15 protein-coding genes are annotated in these 17,216 nt (G+C 71.3%); 5 read left to right on the top strand and 10 right to left on the bottom strand.

The features are described 5' to 3' along the window. Positions 1–235 precede the first annotated feature (235 nt). Entirely contained in the window at positions 236–778 is a 543-nt protein-coding gene (locus OHT74_RS38910) for a phosphate-starvation-inducible PsiE family protein (protein WP_266671639.1), read from the top strand. On the opposite strand, the gene OHT74_RS38905 is transcribed toward OHT74_RS38910, so the two are convergent. The 9 genes from OHT74_RS38905 to OHT74_RS38865 form a co-directional block, all read right to left on the bottom strand. Beyond that, positions 752–2,929 carry an FUSC family protein gene (locus tag OHT74_RS38905; RefSeq protein ID WP_328622967.1) on the bottom strand — a complete coding sequence of 726 codons (2,178 nt, stop codon included), beginning with the start codon at positions 2,927–2,929 and terminating at the stop codon, positions 752–754. The two genes, OHT74_RS38910 and OHT74_RS38905, sit on opposite strands and share 27 nt — an antisense overlap. 306 nt (positions 2,930–3,235) lie before the next feature. Next, positions 3,236–4,969, bottom strand: a complete 1,734-nt coding sequence (locus OHT74_RS38900) for an FAD-dependent oxidoreductase (RefSeq protein WP_328622966.1) — start codon at positions 4,967–4,969, stop codon at positions 3,236–3,238. A 106-nt stretch (positions 4,970–5,075) separates the two neighbouring features. Further along, positions 5,076–5,534 carry a thioredoxin gene (gene trxA, locus OHT74_RS38895; protein WP_266671635.1) on the bottom strand — a complete coding sequence of 153 codons (459 nt, stop codon included), beginning with the start codon at positions 5,532–5,534 and terminating at the stop codon, positions 5,076–5,078. Continuing rightward, positions 5,531–8,170 (bottom strand): ATP-dependent chaperone ClpB, encoded by a 2,640-nt coding sequence (gene clpB / locus OHT74_RS38890; RefSeq protein ID WP_328622965.1) that lies wholly within the window; start codon positions 8,168–8,170, stop codon positions 5,531–5,533. The genes trxA and clpB overlap by 4 nt, the downstream gene beginning before the upstream one ends. After that, entirely contained in the window at positions 8,161–8,568 is a 408-nt protein-coding gene (locus tag OHT74_RS38885; protein ID WP_266671631.1) for a chaperone modulator CbpM, read from the bottom strand. Before OHT74_RS38885 ends, clpB begins: the two co-directional genes overlap by 10 nt. Beyond that, a complete protein-coding gene (locus OHT74_RS38880) occupies positions 8,565–9,518 on the bottom strand; it encodes a J domain-containing protein (protein WP_328622964.1) in 954 nt (317 codons plus the stop codon). Before OHT74_RS38880 ends, OHT74_RS38885 begins: the two co-directional genes overlap by 4 nt. Positions 9,519–9,524: 6 nt before the next feature. After that, on the bottom strand, positions 9,525–10,142 hold the full coding sequence (locus OHT74_RS38875) for a nucleotide exchange factor GrpE (protein ID WP_328622963.1): 618 nt from the start codon (positions 10,140–10,142) through the stop codon (positions 9,525–9,527). Between the two features lie 9 nt (positions 10,143–10,151). Continuing rightward, positions 10,152–12,044, bottom strand: coding sequence for a molecular chaperone DnaK (dnaK, locus tag OHT74_RS38870; protein WP_328622962.1), 1,893 nt, complete (start codon positions 12,042–12,044; stop codon positions 10,152–10,154). A gap of 52 nt (positions 12,045–12,096) precedes the next feature. Beyond that, positions 12,097–12,291, bottom strand: a complete 195-nt coding sequence (locus tag OHT74_RS38865) for a hypothetical protein (protein WP_328622961.1) — start codon at positions 12,289–12,291, stop codon at positions 12,097–12,099. Between the two features lie 215 nt (positions 12,292–12,506). On the opposite strand from OHT74_RS38865, the gene OHT74_RS38860 reads away from it, so the two are divergent. The 4 genes from OHT74_RS38860 (at position 12,507) to OHT74_RS38845 (ending at position 16,376) form a co-directional block, all read left to right on the top strand. Further along, positions 12,507–14,288, top strand: a complete 1,782-nt coding sequence (locus OHT74_RS38860; RefSeq protein ID WP_443047647.1) for a PucR family transcriptional regulator — start codon at positions 12,507–12,509, stop codon at positions 14,286–14,288. 299 nt (positions 14,289–14,587) lie between these two features. Then, entirely contained in the window at positions 14,588–14,719 is a 132-nt protein-coding gene (locus OHT74_RS38855; RefSeq protein ID WP_328622959.1) for a hypothetical protein, read from the top strand. 74 nt (positions 14,720–14,793) lie between these two features. Continuing rightward, positions 14,794–15,429, top strand: coding sequence for a VOC family protein (locus OHT74_RS38850; protein ID WP_243339124.1), 636 nt, complete (start codon positions 14,794–14,796; stop codon positions 15,427–15,429). A gap of 117 nt (positions 15,430–15,546) precedes the next feature. After that, a protein-coding gene (locus tag OHT74_RS38845) for an IS5 family transposase (protein WP_328623482.1) occupies positions 15,547–16,376 on the top strand; the annotation gives its coding sequence in 2 pieces (ribosomal slippage) (positions 15,547–15,859 and positions 15,859–16,376; 831 coding nt in all). Between the two features lie 138 nt (positions 16,377–16,514). On the opposite strand, the gene OHT74_RS38840 is transcribed toward OHT74_RS38845, so the two are convergent. After that, a complete protein-coding gene (locus tag OHT74_RS38840; protein WP_328622958.1) occupies positions 16,515–17,183 on the bottom strand; it encodes an HSP18 transcriptional regulator in 669 nt (222 codons plus the stop codon). Between the last annotated feature and the right edge of the window lie 33 nt (positions 17,184–17,216).

Raw genomic sequence — 17,216 nt, 5'->3', positions numbered from 1 at the left:
GGCGAAGCCGCGGGCCATCTCGGAGGGCAGGCCCGGATCGGCGGCCAGGACGAACCGCAGGTTCCTGCCGTTTGTGTCCGCGTCGGGCTGCCCCATACATCCTTGTCCTGCCGCCGGGTGATGGGCCTCGGTGATGTCGCGCCTCGCCCCTTCCCCAGGCTGCCGCCACAGGGAGGGATCCGCTTGTCCACCCGTTCGGCAACACGCCGCGCCTGCTGGCCGGGGCGCCCCTAGAATGCCGACTGTGAGACCCAAACTCCCGAAGACCGAGGGCGGAGGCCGGGTACAGGGCCTCCTGCAGCTCATCGAGGATGGCATCCACCTCGTCGTCGCGGCGCTCCTGGTACTGCTCGCGGGGCTCCTGACCGTCGGGGTCGTCCACGACGTCGTCAGGTCGATCCAGGGGCCGTACGAGGAGGAGGCGGTCGTTCTCTCCGCCCTGGACAACGGCCTTGTGCTGTTCATCGTGGCCGAGCTGCTCCACACCGTCCGCCTCACCATCAGGAACCAGACCCTCGACGCGGAGCCGTTCCTCGTCGTCGGCCTGATTGCCGGCATCCGCAAGGTGCTCATCGTGACGGCCGAGGCGGAGAGGTCCTTCCGGTGGAACGTCGAGGGGATCGAACTGCTCATCCTGGCAGGTCTGATCCTCGTGATGGCGACAGCGGCGTACGTGTGGCGTCGCTCGACGCGGCCGGGAGACTACTTCCCGCTCCAGGAGGCGCGGCGCGCTCCTCCGTCGCCGGCGCCGTCACCCACCCCGGTGGGCGAGTCCTGATCCGTCACCTTCCGCCGCCACGGCCGCCCGCGCCCGCCGCTCCTCGCGAGCGGAACCGACGTCCCGTTCCAGGGGTGTGCGGCTCACGGCCGTCGCAAAGTCCTCCAGGGCCCGCTTCTGCAGTTCCGCCCCGCACCGCACCACCGGACTCCGGTCCCCGGTAGAGCCCTCCCACGCGTGGAGCGCCTCCTCCACGCGCCGCCAGTCCGGATTCCTGCGCTCGCGTACGTCGACTGCCGCCTGCGCGGTACCCGCCTCCAAAGCCTCGGCGAACCGCTCCGCCTCGGGAACGAAACGGCTGCTGTCCGCCTGCGGGACGTGGCTCTCCATGAGCATCGCCGCCCGGCCGAATCCCTTGAGCGCCTCCTGCGCCTCCTGCGCCTCGCGCGACGTCAGACCCCTGGGGCGTACCGGTTCCTGCCTTGCCCTGTCGTAGGCCTCCTGCCAGGCGGCACGCGCCTCCCTGCTCGCCAGCAGGGCCCCGCGCATGTCGGCGTGATGCTCCCGGGTCGGTTCTGCGTAGTTGCGGAGCACCGCAGCCGCGTAGCGGCCGTTTGCTGCGAGCCAGTCCGCAAGCCGGTCCGGCAGCCGGGGCGTCTCCCATGCGGGGAACACCACGTACGCCACCATTGCCAGGGCCCCGCCGAGCAGGGTGAGCACCACCCGCTCCGGGACCGTCTGTTCCCAGGCCTGACCGCCCATGCCGAGCAGGAAGACGACGTACGCGGCGGTGAAGCACTGGGAGTAGGCGTAGCCGGTGCGGATCAGCGTGTACGACAGGCCCGCCGAGGTCACCGCCAGCGCGCCGAAGGCATGGGTGTCCGGGCCCAGGGCCCGGACCATGCCGGTGGCGAGCACGACCCCCGCCAGGGTCCCGGCGAGACGGGCCACCGCACGCGCGTACGTCCGGTGGAAGTCCGGCCGCATCACCATCACCGACGCGATGGGCGCCCAGTAGCCGTGGCCCAGGGGAAGCCGGGCGGCGATCAGGTAGCCGACTGTGGCCACCGCCGCCAGGCGGACGGCATGCCGGAACACGGTGGAGTCCAGGCGGAACTCACGGCGGACCGCCCGGACGACGATCGGGACCAGCCGGAACATCGTCGGGCGCACCAGGAGCTCGGCGCCCGCGGGGCGGGACGGCGTGGGCGTCTTCCCGCGCGCGCCGCCGCTCCCGGCGATCTCCAAGGCCTCGCCGAGCAGTTCGACGAGCCGCTCGGCGGCCTGCCGTGCGGGCCCCTCCAGCGCCTCGCGCTCCTCGTCGATGCGCAGGACGTCCGTGCTCCCGGGCGGCACCTCGGCGGGAATGCCGCGGCGGATCGCACGGGCGGCCGCATCCAGGACCTCGGCGGCCGCGTCGAGCAACTCCCGCGCGCGGTCCCGCCCGGGCCCCTCCGCCGGGGCGCCGACGTCCGGGTCGGCGAGCGCGGCGACGACCGGCCGAATGCGCTCGGCGAGTCCCCGGGGGCCGTGGAGGACGGGGGGCCGGGTGCGGGCCTGTGATGGTGTTACGGCGGCCGCGTCCCGGGCCGTCATCAACGGCTCCGGGTCGAAGGGGGCGGTCGGGTCGTGCCGCAGCCGGCGGGCGTAGTCCGCCACGGCGGCCAGGGCGTCGGCGAGCGCGTCACGATGCGCCCCCCAACGGCGGATCGGGAACAGAAAGATCAGCACGGCCTGCGCCACGCCTCCGAGCGCGATGATCACGGCGTGCTCCAGGGCTCGGCCGACGCTCGTGGGCAGGGTGACGGTCACCAGCATGCTGCCGACGGTCGTCGCTGCGACGATCCCGGCGGTGGAACCGACGGCCCACGCCATCCCCGCGGCAAAGGTCCATACGGCCAGGAGCGGGAGGAACGTGACGAGTCGCCCTGCTGCCAGGTAGCCCACGAAGGTGCTGAGCGCCAGACCCGCGCCCGCGCCGAGCGCGATCACCTTGCGGGGGCGCCAGGTGCGCTGGAAGGTGGCTCCGCCCGCGGAGTAGGCGCCGAGGGCGGCGGACGCGGCGTATGCAGGGGAGACCAGCCACAGCGCCGGCCCGATGACGATCGCCATCCCGGCGGCCGTGCGCAGCGCGAGCAGGGGCTCCAGCCGCGTCTCCTCGATCGTGAGCCCGGATCGCACGACTTCCCGGAAGGACCGCAGCCACGTCACGCCGTGAGCCTAGCCGGAACACCCTGCCGGGTCGGGTCGGCCGCGCCGCCGCCCGCTGACGGCGCCGCGCTCGGCGGGTGCGCGTTCCCGGCCGACCAACGACAGCGGGCGTCGGCCGGCCCGAAGGCCGACCTCGGGCAGCCGCACTCCCGGTACGTCGACACCCGCACCGGGAACCGTTCGCGCCGCTGTCGGTTCACTTCGAGGACTGGTCACCGTGGTCGTCTTGGAGCAAGTGACGACGTTCCTGCTCGCGCTTGGAGTAGGCGGCTGCCCGGATCGCCTCGTCGCTCTCCAAGCCGTGCGTCAGGACACCGACCGGCCTCCTACCGGCCGACGTCCCTCGGGGCCGGCGGCGACCAGGTTTCCCCTCCTTTCCCGGTGCTCGTGCACGAGGCGGATGGCCATGGCGCCTTCACCGGTCGCCGAGGCCACCCGTTTCACCGAGCCGCTCCTCACGTCCCCGGCGGCGAAGACCCCGGGAAGGGTGGTCTCCAGCAGCAACGGATCGCGGCCGAGCGAGGCCCACTGGTTCGCGTCGGCCGCCGCCTGGGCGTCGGCTCCGGTGAGGACGAAGCCCTTCTCGTCCAGGGCCAGCACGCCCCTGAGCCATTCCGTGCGCGGCCGGGCCCCGATGAACACGAACAGCGCCGCGGCTTGCAGCTCGCGGCGCTCAGCGGTTGCGTTGTCCTCCACCGTCAGCGACTCCAGCTTCTCCTCCCCACCGACGCCCTGGACTTCGGTATGGAGCGACACCTCGATCTTGGGGTGCTGTTGCACCTGGTCCACCAGATAGCGCGACATGCCCGCGTTGAGGTCGCTGCCCCGGACGAGGAGGTGGACCCTGGACGCGTGCTCGGCGAGGAACAGCGCCGCTTGCCCCGCGGAGTTCCCGCCGCCGACCACGGCGACCGGGTCCGCCCGGCAGAGGCCGGCCTCGTGGACCGTCGCCGCGTAGTAGACGCTGATGCCTTCCAGGCGGTCGATGCCGGGCACTTCGAGCCTGCGGTACCGCACGCCCGCGGCGAGCACCACGGCACCGGCCCGGGCCCGGGACCCGTCCGTGAAGGTGACGCCGTACTCATCGTCCTGCGGGGTGAGCCCGCTGGCCTCCGCCGGCACCATGAGGCGGGCACCGAACTTGTGGGCCTGGAGCACCGCACGTTCGATGAGTTCGCCCCCGGAGATGCCAGACGGGAAGCCGAGGTAGTTCTCGATGCGGGACGAGGTCGCGGCCTGGCCTCCGGTGGCCACGGCGTCGACCGTGACCGTGGTGAGGCCGTCGGAGGCACCGTACACGGCGGCGGCGAGTCCCGCGGGGCCCGCACCGACCACCATGACGTCGCACCGTCGGGTCTCGGGCGAGGGGGCCGGGGCGGGCAGCCCGATGAGCCGGGCGAGTTCGGCGTTGCTCGGATTGCGCAGTAGCCGCTCGCCCTTCCACAGGACAACCGGAGTCTCCTCGGGACGGATGGCGAACCGACGCAGCAGCGCCTCCGCCTCCTCGTCCTTCTCCAGATCCACCCAGCGGTGGGGCAGCCGGTTGCGGGCAGCGAACTCGCGCAGCCGCAGCGTGTCCCGTGAATAGCACGATCCCAGGATCCGGAAGCCGGCGCCGAGGCCGATGAGCAGGTACCTGCGGCCCAGGTAGGCGCGGAGGATCAGGTCGCCGAGGACGGGATCGCTGCCGACCAGGGCACGTTGCCGCTCCACCGGTACGGCCAGGATCTCACCGGCCTCGCGCACCACGGCGGTGTCGAAGGCCGCATGGCCCTCCAGCAGCCCGAGTTCACCCAGGAACCTGCCGGGTCCGTGGACCGCCACCGTGCGCTCGTCGGGGCCGCCGTGGTCGTGGAGCATCTCGACGGTTCCGCTGAGGATGGCCAGAAACTCCCGGAACGGCTCGCCCTCGCGGTACAGCACCTCGCCCTCGGCGGTCCTGCGGCGCTCACCGTGGACGGTCAGGTCCTGGAGCTGCTCCGGTGTCAGGCGGGGGAACGCCCCATATCGGTCCGGTGTCTCGCGGACCGCACCGTGCATGATGGTTCTCCTTCCCTGGAGTGGGACAGCTCGGCTGCGGCCCGAGGGGGGGGCGAACTCGGGGCCGCGCCTTCGTGGGGCTCCCGCGGCGGCCGATCCATCGTGTTCACCCTCCTGCAGCGCCGTGGCGGCTGGCCATCGCCTGTTCGACCCACTCACGCAGGACGTGCGCGGGTGCCGCCCCGGCCTGCCGGGCGACCGTCTCGCCCTGGTCGAGGACGAGCAGCGTGGGCACCGCCTGGACCTCGAACCGCCGGCTGAGCCGGGGGTTCCGGTCGATGTCGACCTTGACGAGCTTGATCCGTCCGGCGAGGTCGCGGGCGACCTGTTCGAGGGCGGGGCTGACCATGCGGCAGGGGCCGCACCAGGTGGCCCAGAGATCGACCACGACGGGCGTGGTGGCGTTGTCGGCGATCTCGGGGAAGTCGTCGTCGCCCGCGTCGACGATCCACGGCAGGGGCTGCTTGCAGTGGCCGCATTTGGGGCGGCCCTCTGCGGCCACGGGAATCCGGTTGCCGCGCCCGCAGTTCGGGCAGGTCACCGTCGTCGTGCGGGCGGTGTTCACGCCGCCCTCGCTTCCCGGGCCCCCTCCTGCTGGTCGTAGGAGACCACCAGCTCTCCGTGCTCGGCGTCGACGCGGACCGTCGCGCCGTCCTGGACGTCGCCGCGCAGCAGGGCGCGCCCGACGAGTGTCTCGACCTCGTGGGAGATGTAGCGGCGCAGCGGCCGGGCCCCGTACACCGGGTCGTAGCCCTGGTGGGCGATCACCTCACGGGCCCCGTCGGTCAGTTCGACGGTGATACGGCGTTCGGCGAGCCGCTGCCGCAGCTCGTCGAACTGCAGCTCCACGATCCGCTCGATCTGCCGCTCGCCGAGCGGCTTGAACAGCACGATGTCGTCGACGCGGTTGAGGAACTCCGGGCGGAAGTGCCCGCGCAGCTCGCCCATCACCAGGGCGCGGGCGTCCGGCTTGATCTCGCCCTCGGCGGTGGCTCCGTCGAGGAGGTGCTCGGAGCCGATGTTGGACGTCATGATGATCACGGTGTTGCGGAAATCGACCGTGCGGCCCTGAGCATCGGTGATGCGGCCGTCATCGAGGATCTGCAGCAGGGTGTTGAAGACATCGGTGTGCGCCTTCTCGATCTCGTCGAACAGCACGACCGAGTACGGCTTGCGGCGTACGGCCTCGGTGAGCTGGCCGCCTTCCTCGTAGCCGACGTATCCGGGCGGTGCGCCCATCAGCCGGCTGACGGTGTGCCGCTCCTGGTACTCGCTCATGTCGAGGCGGACCATGTTCTCCTCGGAGTCGAAAAGGGACCGGGCAAGGGTCTTGGCCAGCTCGGTCTTCCCGACGCCGGTGGGGCCGAGGAAGATGAACGAGCCGATGGGGCGGCGGGGGTCGCGGATGCCGGAGCGGGCGCGGATGATGGCGTCGGCGACGAGCTTGACGGCCTCGTCCTGGCCGATGACGCGCTCGCGCAGGATCTCGTCGAGGCGCAGCAGTTTCTCGCGTTCGCCCTCCTGGAGGCGGGCGACGGGAATGCCGGTCCAGGCGGCGACGATCTCGGCGATCTCCTCTTCGGTGACGACCTCGCGCAGCAGCCGGTTCTGCCCTTGTTTGGCGGCCAGTTGGTCCTCCTCCGCGGCGAGCCGGCGTTCCAGGTCCTGGAGGCGGCCGTAGCGGAGTTCGGCGGCGCGGTTGAGGTCGTAGGCGCGTTCGGCCTCCTCCGCCTCCTGGCGGACCTGTTCCAGTTCCTGGCGCAGTTCCTGCACGCGGCGGATGGCCTGCCGTTCGGCCTCCCACTGGGCGTGTTTGGAGTCGGCCTCGGCGCGCAGGTCGGCCAGTTCCCTGCGCAGCTCCCCCAGGCGGGCTTCACTGGCGGGATCGGTCTCCTTGGAGAGGGCGGCATCCTCGATCTCCAGGCGGGTGACGCGGCGGGTGATCTCGTCGAGTTCGGCGGGCATCGAGTCGATCTCGGTACGCAGCCGGGCGCACGCCTCGTCGACGAGGTCGATGGCCTTGTCGGGCAGGAACCGGTCGGTGATGTAGCGGTGGCTGAGGGTGGCCGCGGAGACCAGCGCGGTGTCCTGGATCTTCACGCCGTGGAAGACCTCCAGGCGTTCGCGCAGTCCGCGCAGGATGGAGATGGTGTCCTCCACGCTCGGCTCGTCGACCACCACCTGCTGGAAGCGGCGTTCGAGGGCGGCGTCCTTCTCGATGTGCTTGCGGTACTCGTCGAGGGTGGTCGCGCCGATCATGTGGAGTTCGCCGCGGGCGAGCATCGGCTTGAGCATGTTGCCCGCGTCCATGGCCCCTTCGGCGGCGCCCGCGCCGACGACGGTGTGCAGTTCGTCGACGAAGAGCAGGATGCGCCCCTGGGCGGCCTTGACCTCGCTGAGCACGGCCTTGAGGCGTTCCTCGAACTCACCGCGGTACTTGGCGCCGGCGACCAGGGATCCCATGTCCAGGGCGAACACGGTCTTGTCTCGGAGCCCTTCGGGCACGTCGCCGCGGACGATGCGCTGGGCGAGCCCTTCGACGATGGCGGTCTTGCCGACGCCGGGATCTCCGATGAGGACCGGGTTGTTCTTCGTCTTGCGGCTGAGGATCTGGGTGACGCGGCGGATCTCGGCGTCCCGGCCGATGACCGGGTCGAGCTTGCTGTGCCTGGCCTCGGCGACGAGATCGCGGCCGTACTTCTCCAGAGCCTCGTATGCCACTTCGGGGTTGGCGGAGGTGACGCGCTGGTTGCCGCGGACCTGGGTGAGCGCGCTCAGGAACGAGTCCCTGGTGATGCCGGCCTCCTTGAGCAGGCGCCCGGCGGCGGTTGCAGAGCCCTCCTCGACCAGGGCGAGCAGGAGGTGCTCCACGGACACGTACTCGTCCTTGAGTCGCTTGGCCTCCCGTTCAGCAGCGTCGAGCAGACGGGCGAGGCGCTGAGTGACGAAGACCTGGCCGGGTGCCGCGCCGGGGCCGGTGACCTTCGGGCGGCGGGAGAGCTCTTCGCGCACGGCCGCGCGCAGTTCCTTCGGCTCGGTGCCGGCCTGTTGCAGCAACCGCGGGATCAGGCCGTCCTCCTGATCGAGAAGTGCGAGCAGCAGGTGTTCCCCGTCGACCTCGGTCTGGCCCATGCGGACTGCCGAGGTCTGGGCTTCCTGGAGGGCTTCCTGGGACTTCTGGGTGAGACGGTTCATGTCCATGGGGGTGTTTCACTCCTCATGCCGCGGCCGCGCAGGGCTGCTTCGAGCAGGCTGATGCGGTCGAGCAGGTCGAGCACCAGGCCGATGGAGGCGTAGTTGAGGCAGAGTCCGGAGCGCAGCCGCTGGATGCGGGCGAGGACCGCCGGGGCCGTGGGGTCGAACACCAGGTGCCCCGCGGCGTCGCGCTCGGCGTCGACCAGGCCGAGGGCGACGAACCGGCGGATCAGGTCGGGGTGGAGTCCCGATCGACGGGCCACGGCGTCCAGGGAGAGTCTGGGGGCGGGCACGAGCGCGTACCGGACAGCCGTCGAGGCGGTGACGTCGGTGCCCGTACGTACTGGACGGTCGCCCATGCCCGCCCGGCCGATGCCTGCCGCTCCCGCGGGTCGGTCGTTCATCGCGTCCTCCTGGGGTCGAACGAGGAGGTGGCGGCGAGCTCCTCGAACAGTTCGCGCTCCCGGTCGCCGAGGGTGGGCGGCACCATGATGCGGATTTCGGCGTACAGGTCGCCGCTTGCGCCGCGCGGGTTCGGCATGCCCTCGCCGCGCAGCCGCAGCCTCCGGCCGCTCGACGAGCCCGCGGGCACCGTGACCTTGGCCGTGCCACCGCCGGGGGTGGGCACCGGCACGGTCGCACCCAGGGCCGCCTCCCAAGGGGCGATCGGGAGCTGGACGTGCACGTCGCGGCCGTCCAGCCGGAACCGGGGGTGGGGCTGGATACGCACGCGCAAGTACAGGTCGCCCGCGGGGGCGTCACCACGGCCCCGGCCGCCCTCGCCCGCCAGCCTGATGCGCTGCCCGTCAGTGACGCCCGGCGGGACGTCGACCCCGTACCGCCGCGGCTGCCCGGTGGGCCCGGCGAGCGCGACGGTGCGACGGCCGCCCCTGTACGCCTCCTCCACGGTGAGCGGCAGCTCGGCCTCCTGGTCGGCTCCCGGTACACCGGCGCGGGCTGCGCCTGCTCCGAAGAGCGAGCCGAACAGGTCCTCGAGGTCGACGTCCTCCGCTGCGAAGTCGTCGCCGAAGCCGGTGGTGTACCGGACGCGAGGGCCGCCCGCGCCCGCGGTCCTCCCACCGCGGAAGCCGCCGCCCGCTCCGGCCGCGACCCGTTCGTCTAAGTCCTCGGGGATCTTGCGGAAGTCCTCGCCGAAGCGGTCGTAACGGGCCCGGGTCTTCGGGTCCGACAGGACGCTGTACGCCTCGTTGAGGTCCTTGAAGCGTTCCTCCGCCTCCGGGTCCTTGTTGACGTCCGGGTGGTTCTTGCGGGCGAGCTTGCGATATGCCTGCTGGATCTCGTCCTGGCTCGCGGTCCGCGACACGCCCAGCACCTCGTAGAAGTCCCGTGCCATGACCGGTCACTCCCGTTTCGCGACCGTCACGGCGGCGGGCCTGAGCTGCCGTTCGCCGTCCCCGTAGCCCGGGCGCAGCACCTCCACGACGGTGCCCGGTTCCGCGTCGGGGTCCTGGACGACGGCGACCACCTCGTGCCGGGCCGGGTCGAAGGCGATGCCGGTCTCCGCGTGCCGCGGGTAGCCGAGCAGTTCGAGGACGTTCACCGCCTGATCGCGTACGGCCCGTACGCCCTCCACGATCGCGCCGGGGTCGGCTCCGGCGTGGGTCAGGGCGAGTTCGAGGTTGTCCAGGACGGGAAGGAAGGCGGCGGCCGTGCGGGAACGCTCGACCGTCCGCTCCCGCTCCAGTTCCCTGGCGTGACGCTTGCGGAGGTTGTCGAGGTCGGCGAGCGCGCGCCGCCAGCGGTCCTCCAGTTCCTGGATCGCGGTCGTGTACTCGTCCTCGGACGGTGCGGGGCCGCCGGCCGCGTCGGGGCCGGGTTCCTCGTCCGTGGCAGACCCCGGCCCGCCCGGCGGGCCCGGGGGCGGAAGATCCCCGCGGGGAGGGAGTACGGCGCCCTCCGGAGCCGGGTCGGCCTGGTCCGGTACGACCGGGTCGGGTTCCCTGGGGTGGATCGGCATGGCGGTTCCTCAGTCCTTGTCGAACTCGGCGTCGATGACGTCGTCACCGCCACCGCCGGTCGCGCCGCCACCGGTGGTGTCCTGGCCGGGAGCGCTCGTGGCAGCACCGCCCTGATGCGCCACCAGCCCTGCCAGCACCTGCTGGAGTTCGGAGGTCAGGGGCCGCACCCGCTCCACGCCTGCCTCCTCCTTGACCGCCGCCCGGGCATCCGACACCAGCATCTCGGCGCGTGCCTTCTCGTGCGCGGGGGCTGCGTCGCCCAGTTCGGCCAGGCGCTTCTCGACCTGGTACGCGACGGCGTCGAGCTCGTTGCGGGCATCGACGGCCTCGCGCAGCGCCTGGTCCTGGCCCCGGTTGCTCTCGGCCTCCTGGACCATGCGTTCGACCTCGCTGCGGTCCAGGTTGGAGCTTTCGCTGATGGTGATGCCCTGTTCCTTGCCGGTGTCCCGGTCGCGGGCCTTGACCTCGAGAATGCCGTTGGCGTCGACGTCGAAGGTGACCTCGATCTGCGGTTCGCCCCGCGGCGCCTGCCGGATGTCGGTGAGCTGGAACCGGCCGAGCACCCGGTTGTCCGCGGCCCGCTCGCGCTCGCCCTGGAGGACCACCACATCGACGGCCGGCTGGTTGTCCTCGGCGGTGGAGAAGGTCTCGGCGCGGCGCACCGGGATGGTGGTGTTCCGCTCGATGATCTTCGTCATCACGCCGCCGCGCGTCTCTACGCCCAGCGACAGCGGTGTGACGTCGAGCAGCAGGACGTCCTTGACCTCGCCCTTGAGCACCCCGGCCTGGATCGCGGCGCCCAGGGCCACGACCTCGTCGGGGTTGACGCTCATGTTGGGTTCCTTGCCGCCGGTCAGCCGGCGCACGAGGGCCTGCACGGCGGGGATGCGGGTGGAACCGCCGACGAGAATGACCTCGTCGATGTCGCTCTCGCTGACCTTGGCGTCGGTCATGGCCTGCTGGACCGGTCCCAGGCACCGCTCCACCAGGTCGCCCGTGATCTGCTCGAACGTGGACCGCATGATCGAGTCGGTGAGGTGCTTGGGGCCCGAGGCGTCAGCGGTGACGAACGGCAGGCTGACCTGCGTCTGCGTCACCGAACTCAGCTCGGTCTTGGCCTTCTCCGCCGCCTCGAACAAGCGTTGCAGCGCCTGCGGGTCCTTGCGCAGATCGATGCCGTTCTCCTTCTGGAAGTCGTCCGCGAGGTAATCCACCAGGCGCCGGTCGAAGTCGTCACCGCCCAGGTGACTGTCGCCGGCGGTGGACCGCACCTCCACTACGCCGTCGCCGACGTCAAGGATGCTCACGTCGAAGGTGCCGCCGCCCAGGTCGAAGACGAGGACGGTCTCGTGCTGCTTCTTGTCCATGCCGTACGCGAGGGCCGCCGCGGTCGGCTCGTTGATGATCCGCAGCACCTCCAGCCCCGCGATCCGTCCGGCATCCTTGGTTGCGGTCCGCTGAGCGTCGTTGAAGTAGGCCGGCACCGTGATGACCGCCTCCGTAACCCGCTCCCCCAGCTGCTTGGAGGCGTCGTCGGCGAGTTTGCGCAGCACCTGGGCGCTGATCTCCTCAGGCGCATACAGCTTGTCGCGGACCTTGAAGCGGGCCGCCCCGCCGTCGCCCTCGACGACGTCGTACGCCACCGCCCTGGCCTCCTCGGAGATCTCGTCGAAGTGCCGGCCGATGAACCGCTTGGCCGAGTAGATGGTGCCCTTGGGGTTGAGGATCGCCTGGCGCCGGGCCAGCTGGCCCACCAGGCGCTCGCCGGTATCGGTGAAGGCCACCACGGACGGTGTCGTACGGTTGCCCTCGCTGTTGGGCACGACGGACGGCTCGCCGCTCTCCCACACGGCGATCACCGAGTTCGTAGTGCCCAGGTCGATGCCCACTGCCTTGGCCATGAGGAACTCCTCCCGGTGCGGCGGCATGCGCCGACACTGCGGATCCGATCGTTCAGGTAGGGGCGGGACGTCCGCCGGCGCCGGTGGTCGGCAGCCCGCCGAGCAGCCGTACGGCCTCGTCGGCGACCGCTTCGTCCACGACGACGTCGTACCGGCTGGGCTGCATCGAGCGGACGGAGGCGAAGTCCCGGCGGCCGCCCAGCAGGGCGTACAGCAGCAGGCCGAAGTCCTTCCTGCCGGTGCACACGGCGGCCCCCGGCACGCCCCAGACTCGCTTAACCGAGCAGCTCTACGCCTGCCCCCGGCAGGTCAAAAAACAACGGAGCCCGTCGCCCCGCGAGCACGAGACGAAGACTCCGGACATCTCGGGTAAGTTGGTCGGAGGGGCGTATCAGGAAGGGTCGCCGTCGGCTGCTGGGCCCGGAACGTGTACCGCCGGCTCGGGGAGAACGGAGTGATCCCATGGCCGGCAGCCGGGCGCACAACCTGCACCGCCGCCCCTCCGACCGGGAGGACCGCCTTCCGCGGGGCAGCCCCGTGCGGCACTCCACGGCCCCGCGGAGAGGGCGACGCCCACCCGTACCAACCCCAGCCGACGATGCCCTCCACGAACTGATGGTGCTCTCCTGGGCCCTGTTGGATACCCGGGACGAAGGCGAGATCCTGCGCCTGGCCATGGACCACCTAGCCGCCGCAGGGCCGTACAGCGCCGAGGCCGGATACCTCAGGGTGGACGGCGACCTGGTCCCCATCCCAAGGGACGGGCAGATCCATGCCTTGGCCGTGGACCGGAGGGTGCGGGAGCTGGCCGGGCAAGACGGCCCTGTGACCGTACCCGGCCGGCCCTGGGGCCGAGCCCTTGGGCTCCGCGGACCTGAGGGACTCCACGGCTACCTCGTGGTGACGTCCCGCTCCCAGCCCACCGAGGCCGAGCGATCCCTGCTCGCCACGCTCGTCCGGCACACCGCTGCTGCTCTGTCAGTCGCCTTCATACACCGCCGCCAACGCGAGGACGGGCTGGAGCTGCACCGGCTGAGGGAGGAACGGACAGCCCTCCAGCGGCAGCTGATCTCCGTCGTAGCTGAGCTGGGGTACCAGCGGGCCGTTCACGCGCTCATGGCCGACGTCGCTGCCTCGGGCGGCGGCGAGGAAGCCATCACCCGCGCACTGCACGGGCTCACTGGGCTCCCCGCGCTGGTCGAGGACCGCTTCGGTCGTCTGAGGTCCTGGACCGGCCCCAACCGCCCCGACCCCTATCCGGAACCGGACCCCGTGCGCCAGGACGAAATGCTGCACGCCGTCGCCCGTCAGGCCGGGCCGGTGCGGATAAAGGACCGGCTGATCACCCTGGTCCGCCCGCACGGCGAGATCCTCGGCGTTCTCGCCCTGGTCGATGCCCGGGGCGAGACGGACGAGCACACCTTGCTCGCGCTGGAACACGCCGCCACGTCGCTCGCCTTGGAGCTGGCGCACCTGCGCAACCTGGCCGAAGTGGAGCTGAGGCTGCACGGCGAGCTGGTCGACGACCTCCTCGCGGGGACGGACGAGGCGAGCGCCTACGCCCGGTCCGAGGCGGTCGGGCACGACCTGCACCGCAGCCACTACGTCGTCGTGGTGCAGTGGTCGAACCGGACCGCGGACGATTCCTTCGCGCAGACCGTGGGCCGGGCGGCTTCTGCCGTGGGCATGCGCTCGCTGCTGGCCCGACGTTCCGACCACGTGGTCCTGGTCGCCGACGACAGGCCGGACGCCCGGGCCCTGTACGAGGCGCTCGCCCGGGAGACCGGGACACGGTCCGGGACGATCGGCGTGAGCGCTTCTTGCGACTCCCTGGACGACATCCCCCACCGCTACCAGGAGGCGCAGCGCGCCCTGGAAGTGCGCCGCCACTCCCGCGAGCGCTACGGCACGACGTTCTTCGACGAGCTCGGCCTCTACCGCATCCTGGGACCTGGCAACGATTACCGGGAACTGGAGACGTTCGTCCACGAGTGGCTCGGGCAGCTCATCGACTACGACTCCCGGCACCACGCGGCCATGGTGGAGACCCTGTCCCGGTACTTCGACTGCGGCGGCAACTACGACGAGACCGCCGAATGCCTCGCGATCCACCGCAGCACGCTGCGCTATCGGCTCCAGCGCATCCGCGACATCAGCGGCAACGACCTCGCGAACGTCGAGGACCGGCTTAACCTCCAGGTGGCGACCCGAGTGTGGAAGATCGTGCTGGGCAGACCCCACTGACGCACCGCTAGAACTGCTGTGCGAGCGATGTCAGCGGCAGCTGGTCGGGCTGCCCTGTTACGGGAGTGTCCAATCAACTCGGGTGTAGCTCTTGCGCAGGGACTCTGGCCAAGTCCTGAGCTGGGATGCTGTTGGTTGGGCTGCGGTGGATCGTGGTGGTCGTCTCCTACGGTCGGGGGAGCTGCCTCGGCCTCGCGATGGTGGCAAAGCCGTTGACGCCAAGAACTTGATCTCGGTCCTCTAGAGCCTGCCTCTTGGAAGTGCGGTGCGCATGGTGCTGCATGCCGGATCGAAATCCTGTGGCAGCAGCGCTCGCCCCGCAGCGGCTGATCGAGCGGGTCGTGGGCCTCGACGAGGCGGCAGCGCTGCTGCCTGGCTTCGACCGGGCCTCCCCCGCCGGGATGATGATGATCGATCCGCTCCGCGGCTGAATCCACGGCGGACGCGGCCGGGGCGGCGGGCGTGGCGTCCTGATTTGTACGGGTTGTCGGGTGATGATGGCACAGTGCGACTTGATCACGTGTCCTACGCGGTGGCCCGCGACAGCTTCGTCTCGACCGTCCAGTGGATCGGATCGGCCCTCGGCGCCGGGTTCGTCGACGGGGGCGTGCACCCACGATTCGGCACCCGCAATTTTATTCTCCCGCTGAGCGGCGGCACCTACGTAGAGGTCGTCACCACACTCGACCACCCCGCCGCCGACCGTGCACCCTTCGGCCAGGCGGTCGCGCGCCGCGCCGCCGAGGGCGGCGGCTGGCTCGGTTGGGTGGTCTCCGTCGACGACATCGCCCCGGTCGAGGCCCGCCTCGGCCGCACCTCGGCCGAGGGCCACCGTGTCCGCCCCGACGGGTTCGACCTGAGGTGGAAGCAGATCGGCCTGCTGGAACTGCTGGAGGACCCGCAACTGCCCTACTTCCTTCAGTGGTCGGTCCCCATCGAGGAGCGCCCGAGCGCCGACCCGCGCACCTCCACCACCATCCACGGGGTCTCCATCGCCGGCGACGCCGCCTCCATCGCCGAATTCCTCGGCGAACCGGCCGACCACCCCCTCGACCAGATCGACGTCACCTGGGTCGAGGATGAGGAACCGGGCCTGGTCTCGGTCGAGTTCGCCACCGCCCACGGCCCGGTCACGATCTGACCAGGGCCCGACCACCCCGCGGGAGCAGCCGGCTGGGGTCTCCTGGCTAGCGCGTGCCTCTTTGATGGGTTGGTCAGTTGATCGGATGTGTCTGCCCGATGAGTGATCACTGATGCGATGTGGGGTCGGATCGAGCCGTTGATGCCGGCCGATCCGGTCCGTGGACGGCGGTGGGCTGATCACCGCCGAACGCTCGAGGCCATCGCGGGGAAGTACCGCACCAACTCGCCCTGGCGGGACCTGCCCGACGAGCTCGGCCCGTTCCAGACCGCCCACAAACGGCTGATCGGATGGGCCGTCGACGGAACCTGGCAGAGCATCCTGACCGCCGCGCCGGCGGCCGCGGACGCCGGTGACGACATCGGCTGGACCGTCTCGGTCGACTCCACCGTCGTCCGGGCCCACCAGCATTCCGCCGGAGCACGCAAAAAGGGGCCGAAGGCCGCAGCGAGCCCGCCGACCACGCCCTCGGACGCTCACGCGGCGGCCTGAGCACCAAGGCCCACCTGGCCGCCGACGAGCTTGCACGGCCCCTGGCCCTGACCGTCACCGCGGGCCACACCGGCGACGCACCCGCCTTCGAAGCGGCCATGGCCCGCATCCGCGTGCCACGAAGCGGGCCCGGCAGGCCCCGAACCCGGCCGTTGGCCGTGCTTGCGGACCGGGCCTACTCCTCCCGTGCCATCCGGTCCCACCTGCGACGACGCGGGATCCGCGCGGTCATCCCGCAGCCGTCCGACCAGATCGGCCACCGCCTGCGGCGAGGACGCCGAGGCGGCCGCCCGCCCGGCTTCGACGCCGAGATCTACAAGCAGCGGAACAGCGTCGGACGCTGCATCAACCGCCTCAAGCAGTGGCGCGGCCTGGCCACCCGATGCGACAAACTCGCCATCGCCTACCAGGCAGCACTCCACCTCGCCGCCATCCTCATCTGGGCACGACGCTGACCAAAGAGACAGAACCTGGGTGACCAGCCTGGCGAGGGCGACGACCGCGGACGTCTGGTCGCCGATGGTGAATCCCTCCTGGGACCGACGGGTGGGGTGCGGGGCTCGTGGGTGAGCGCATTGGTCGGGGTTTGCGGGTCACGTGCTGCGCTGGTTGCGGGTGTCCTGGCGGAGCTGCTCGGTGCGCTGAGTCAGGGCGTCGATGCGTTCGGCGAGGTCTGCGTCCTGGGGCCGCAGGTGAGGGCGGGTGTCGGCCAGGGGGCGGATGAGGTGGGCGGCGTCGTTGTCGGCGAGGGCCAGGTTCAGGTCGTTGATGGTGGCTTCGGCCCCCTGCGGCAGGTCGGTGAGGGCGGTGATCTGGCCGGCGAGTCGGCGCAGGTCGGCTGCGTTGTCGCGGGCCCAGGCGGTCACGATGCGGTCGGCGGCGCGCATGTCACGGGTGGCCTGGACGCGCTGCTCACCGGTGCTTCCGGCGGTGCCGGGGCGCTGGCGCAGGTAGCGGCGTTCTGCGGCCTGCCGGCTTGCGACTCCGAGGGGGCCTGCGAGGTCGGCCCAGCTCGCGCCCTGGCTGCGGGCGGTTTCGATCAGGCCGCTCTCCCAGTCGGCGAGCTGCTCGCGGACCTCGCGCAGCATCAGCAGTGCGGCCAGAGCCGGGTGCGGGCCAGAGTCCGCCGCGGGCGCCGCTGCGGCCTTCGGCGTTCCTGCGGAGAGTCGCCGCGCGTCCTTAACGGCCTGGTTGATGGCCTCCAGCGCCGCGGCGGCGGCAAGGAAGGGGACTGGTGCGGTCGGCTCTGCGGCCTCATTCATGGCGTTCTCCGTGGCTCTGTCATCCTCCAGATG

Source organism: Streptomyces sp. NBC_00354 (assembly GCF_036106915.1).
Classification (GTDB): Bacteria; Actinomycetota; Actinomycetes; order Streptomycetales; family Streptomycetaceae; genus Streptomyces.
This window is presented reverse-complemented; position numbering and strand designations above follow the sequence as displayed.

Excerpts from the sequence above, each read along its gene's own strand:
- OHT74_RS38910 (WP_266671639.1), top strand. The coding sequence starts at position 236 with ATGCCGACTGTGAGACCCAAACTCCCGAAGACCGAGGGCGGAGGCCGG.
- OHT74_RS38900 (WP_328622966.1), bottom strand. The coding sequence starts at position 4,969 with ATGCACGGTGCGGTCCGCGAGACACCGGACCGATATGGGGCGTTCCCC.
- clpB (WP_328622965.1), bottom strand. The coding sequence starts at position 8,170 with ATGGACATGAACCGTCTCACCCAGAAGTCCCAGGAAGCCCTCCAGGAA.
- OHT74_RS38885 (WP_266671631.1), bottom strand. The coding sequence starts at position 8,568 with ATGAACGACCGACCCGCGGGAGCGGCAGGCATCGGCCGGGCGGGCATG.
- OHT74_RS38880 (WP_328622964.1), bottom strand. The coding sequence starts at position 9,518 with ATGGCACGGGACTTCTACGAGGTGCTGGGCGTGTCGCGGACCGCGAGC.
- OHT74_RS38875 (WP_328622963.1), bottom strand. The coding sequence starts at position 10,142 with ATGCCGATCCACCCCAGGGAACCCGACCCGGTCGTACCGGACCAGGCC.
- dnaK (WP_328622962.1), bottom strand. The coding sequence starts at position 12,044 with ATGGCCAAGGCAGTGGGCATCGACCTGGGCACTACGAACTCGGTGATC.
- OHT74_RS38860 (WP_443047647.1), top strand. The coding sequence starts at position 12,507 with ATGGCCGGCAGCCGGGCGCACAACCTGCACCGCCGCCCCTCCGACCGG.
- OHT74_RS38840 (WP_328622958.1), bottom strand. The coding sequence starts at position 17,183 with ATGAATGAGGCCGCAGAGCCGACCGCACCAGTCCCCTTCCTTGCCGCC.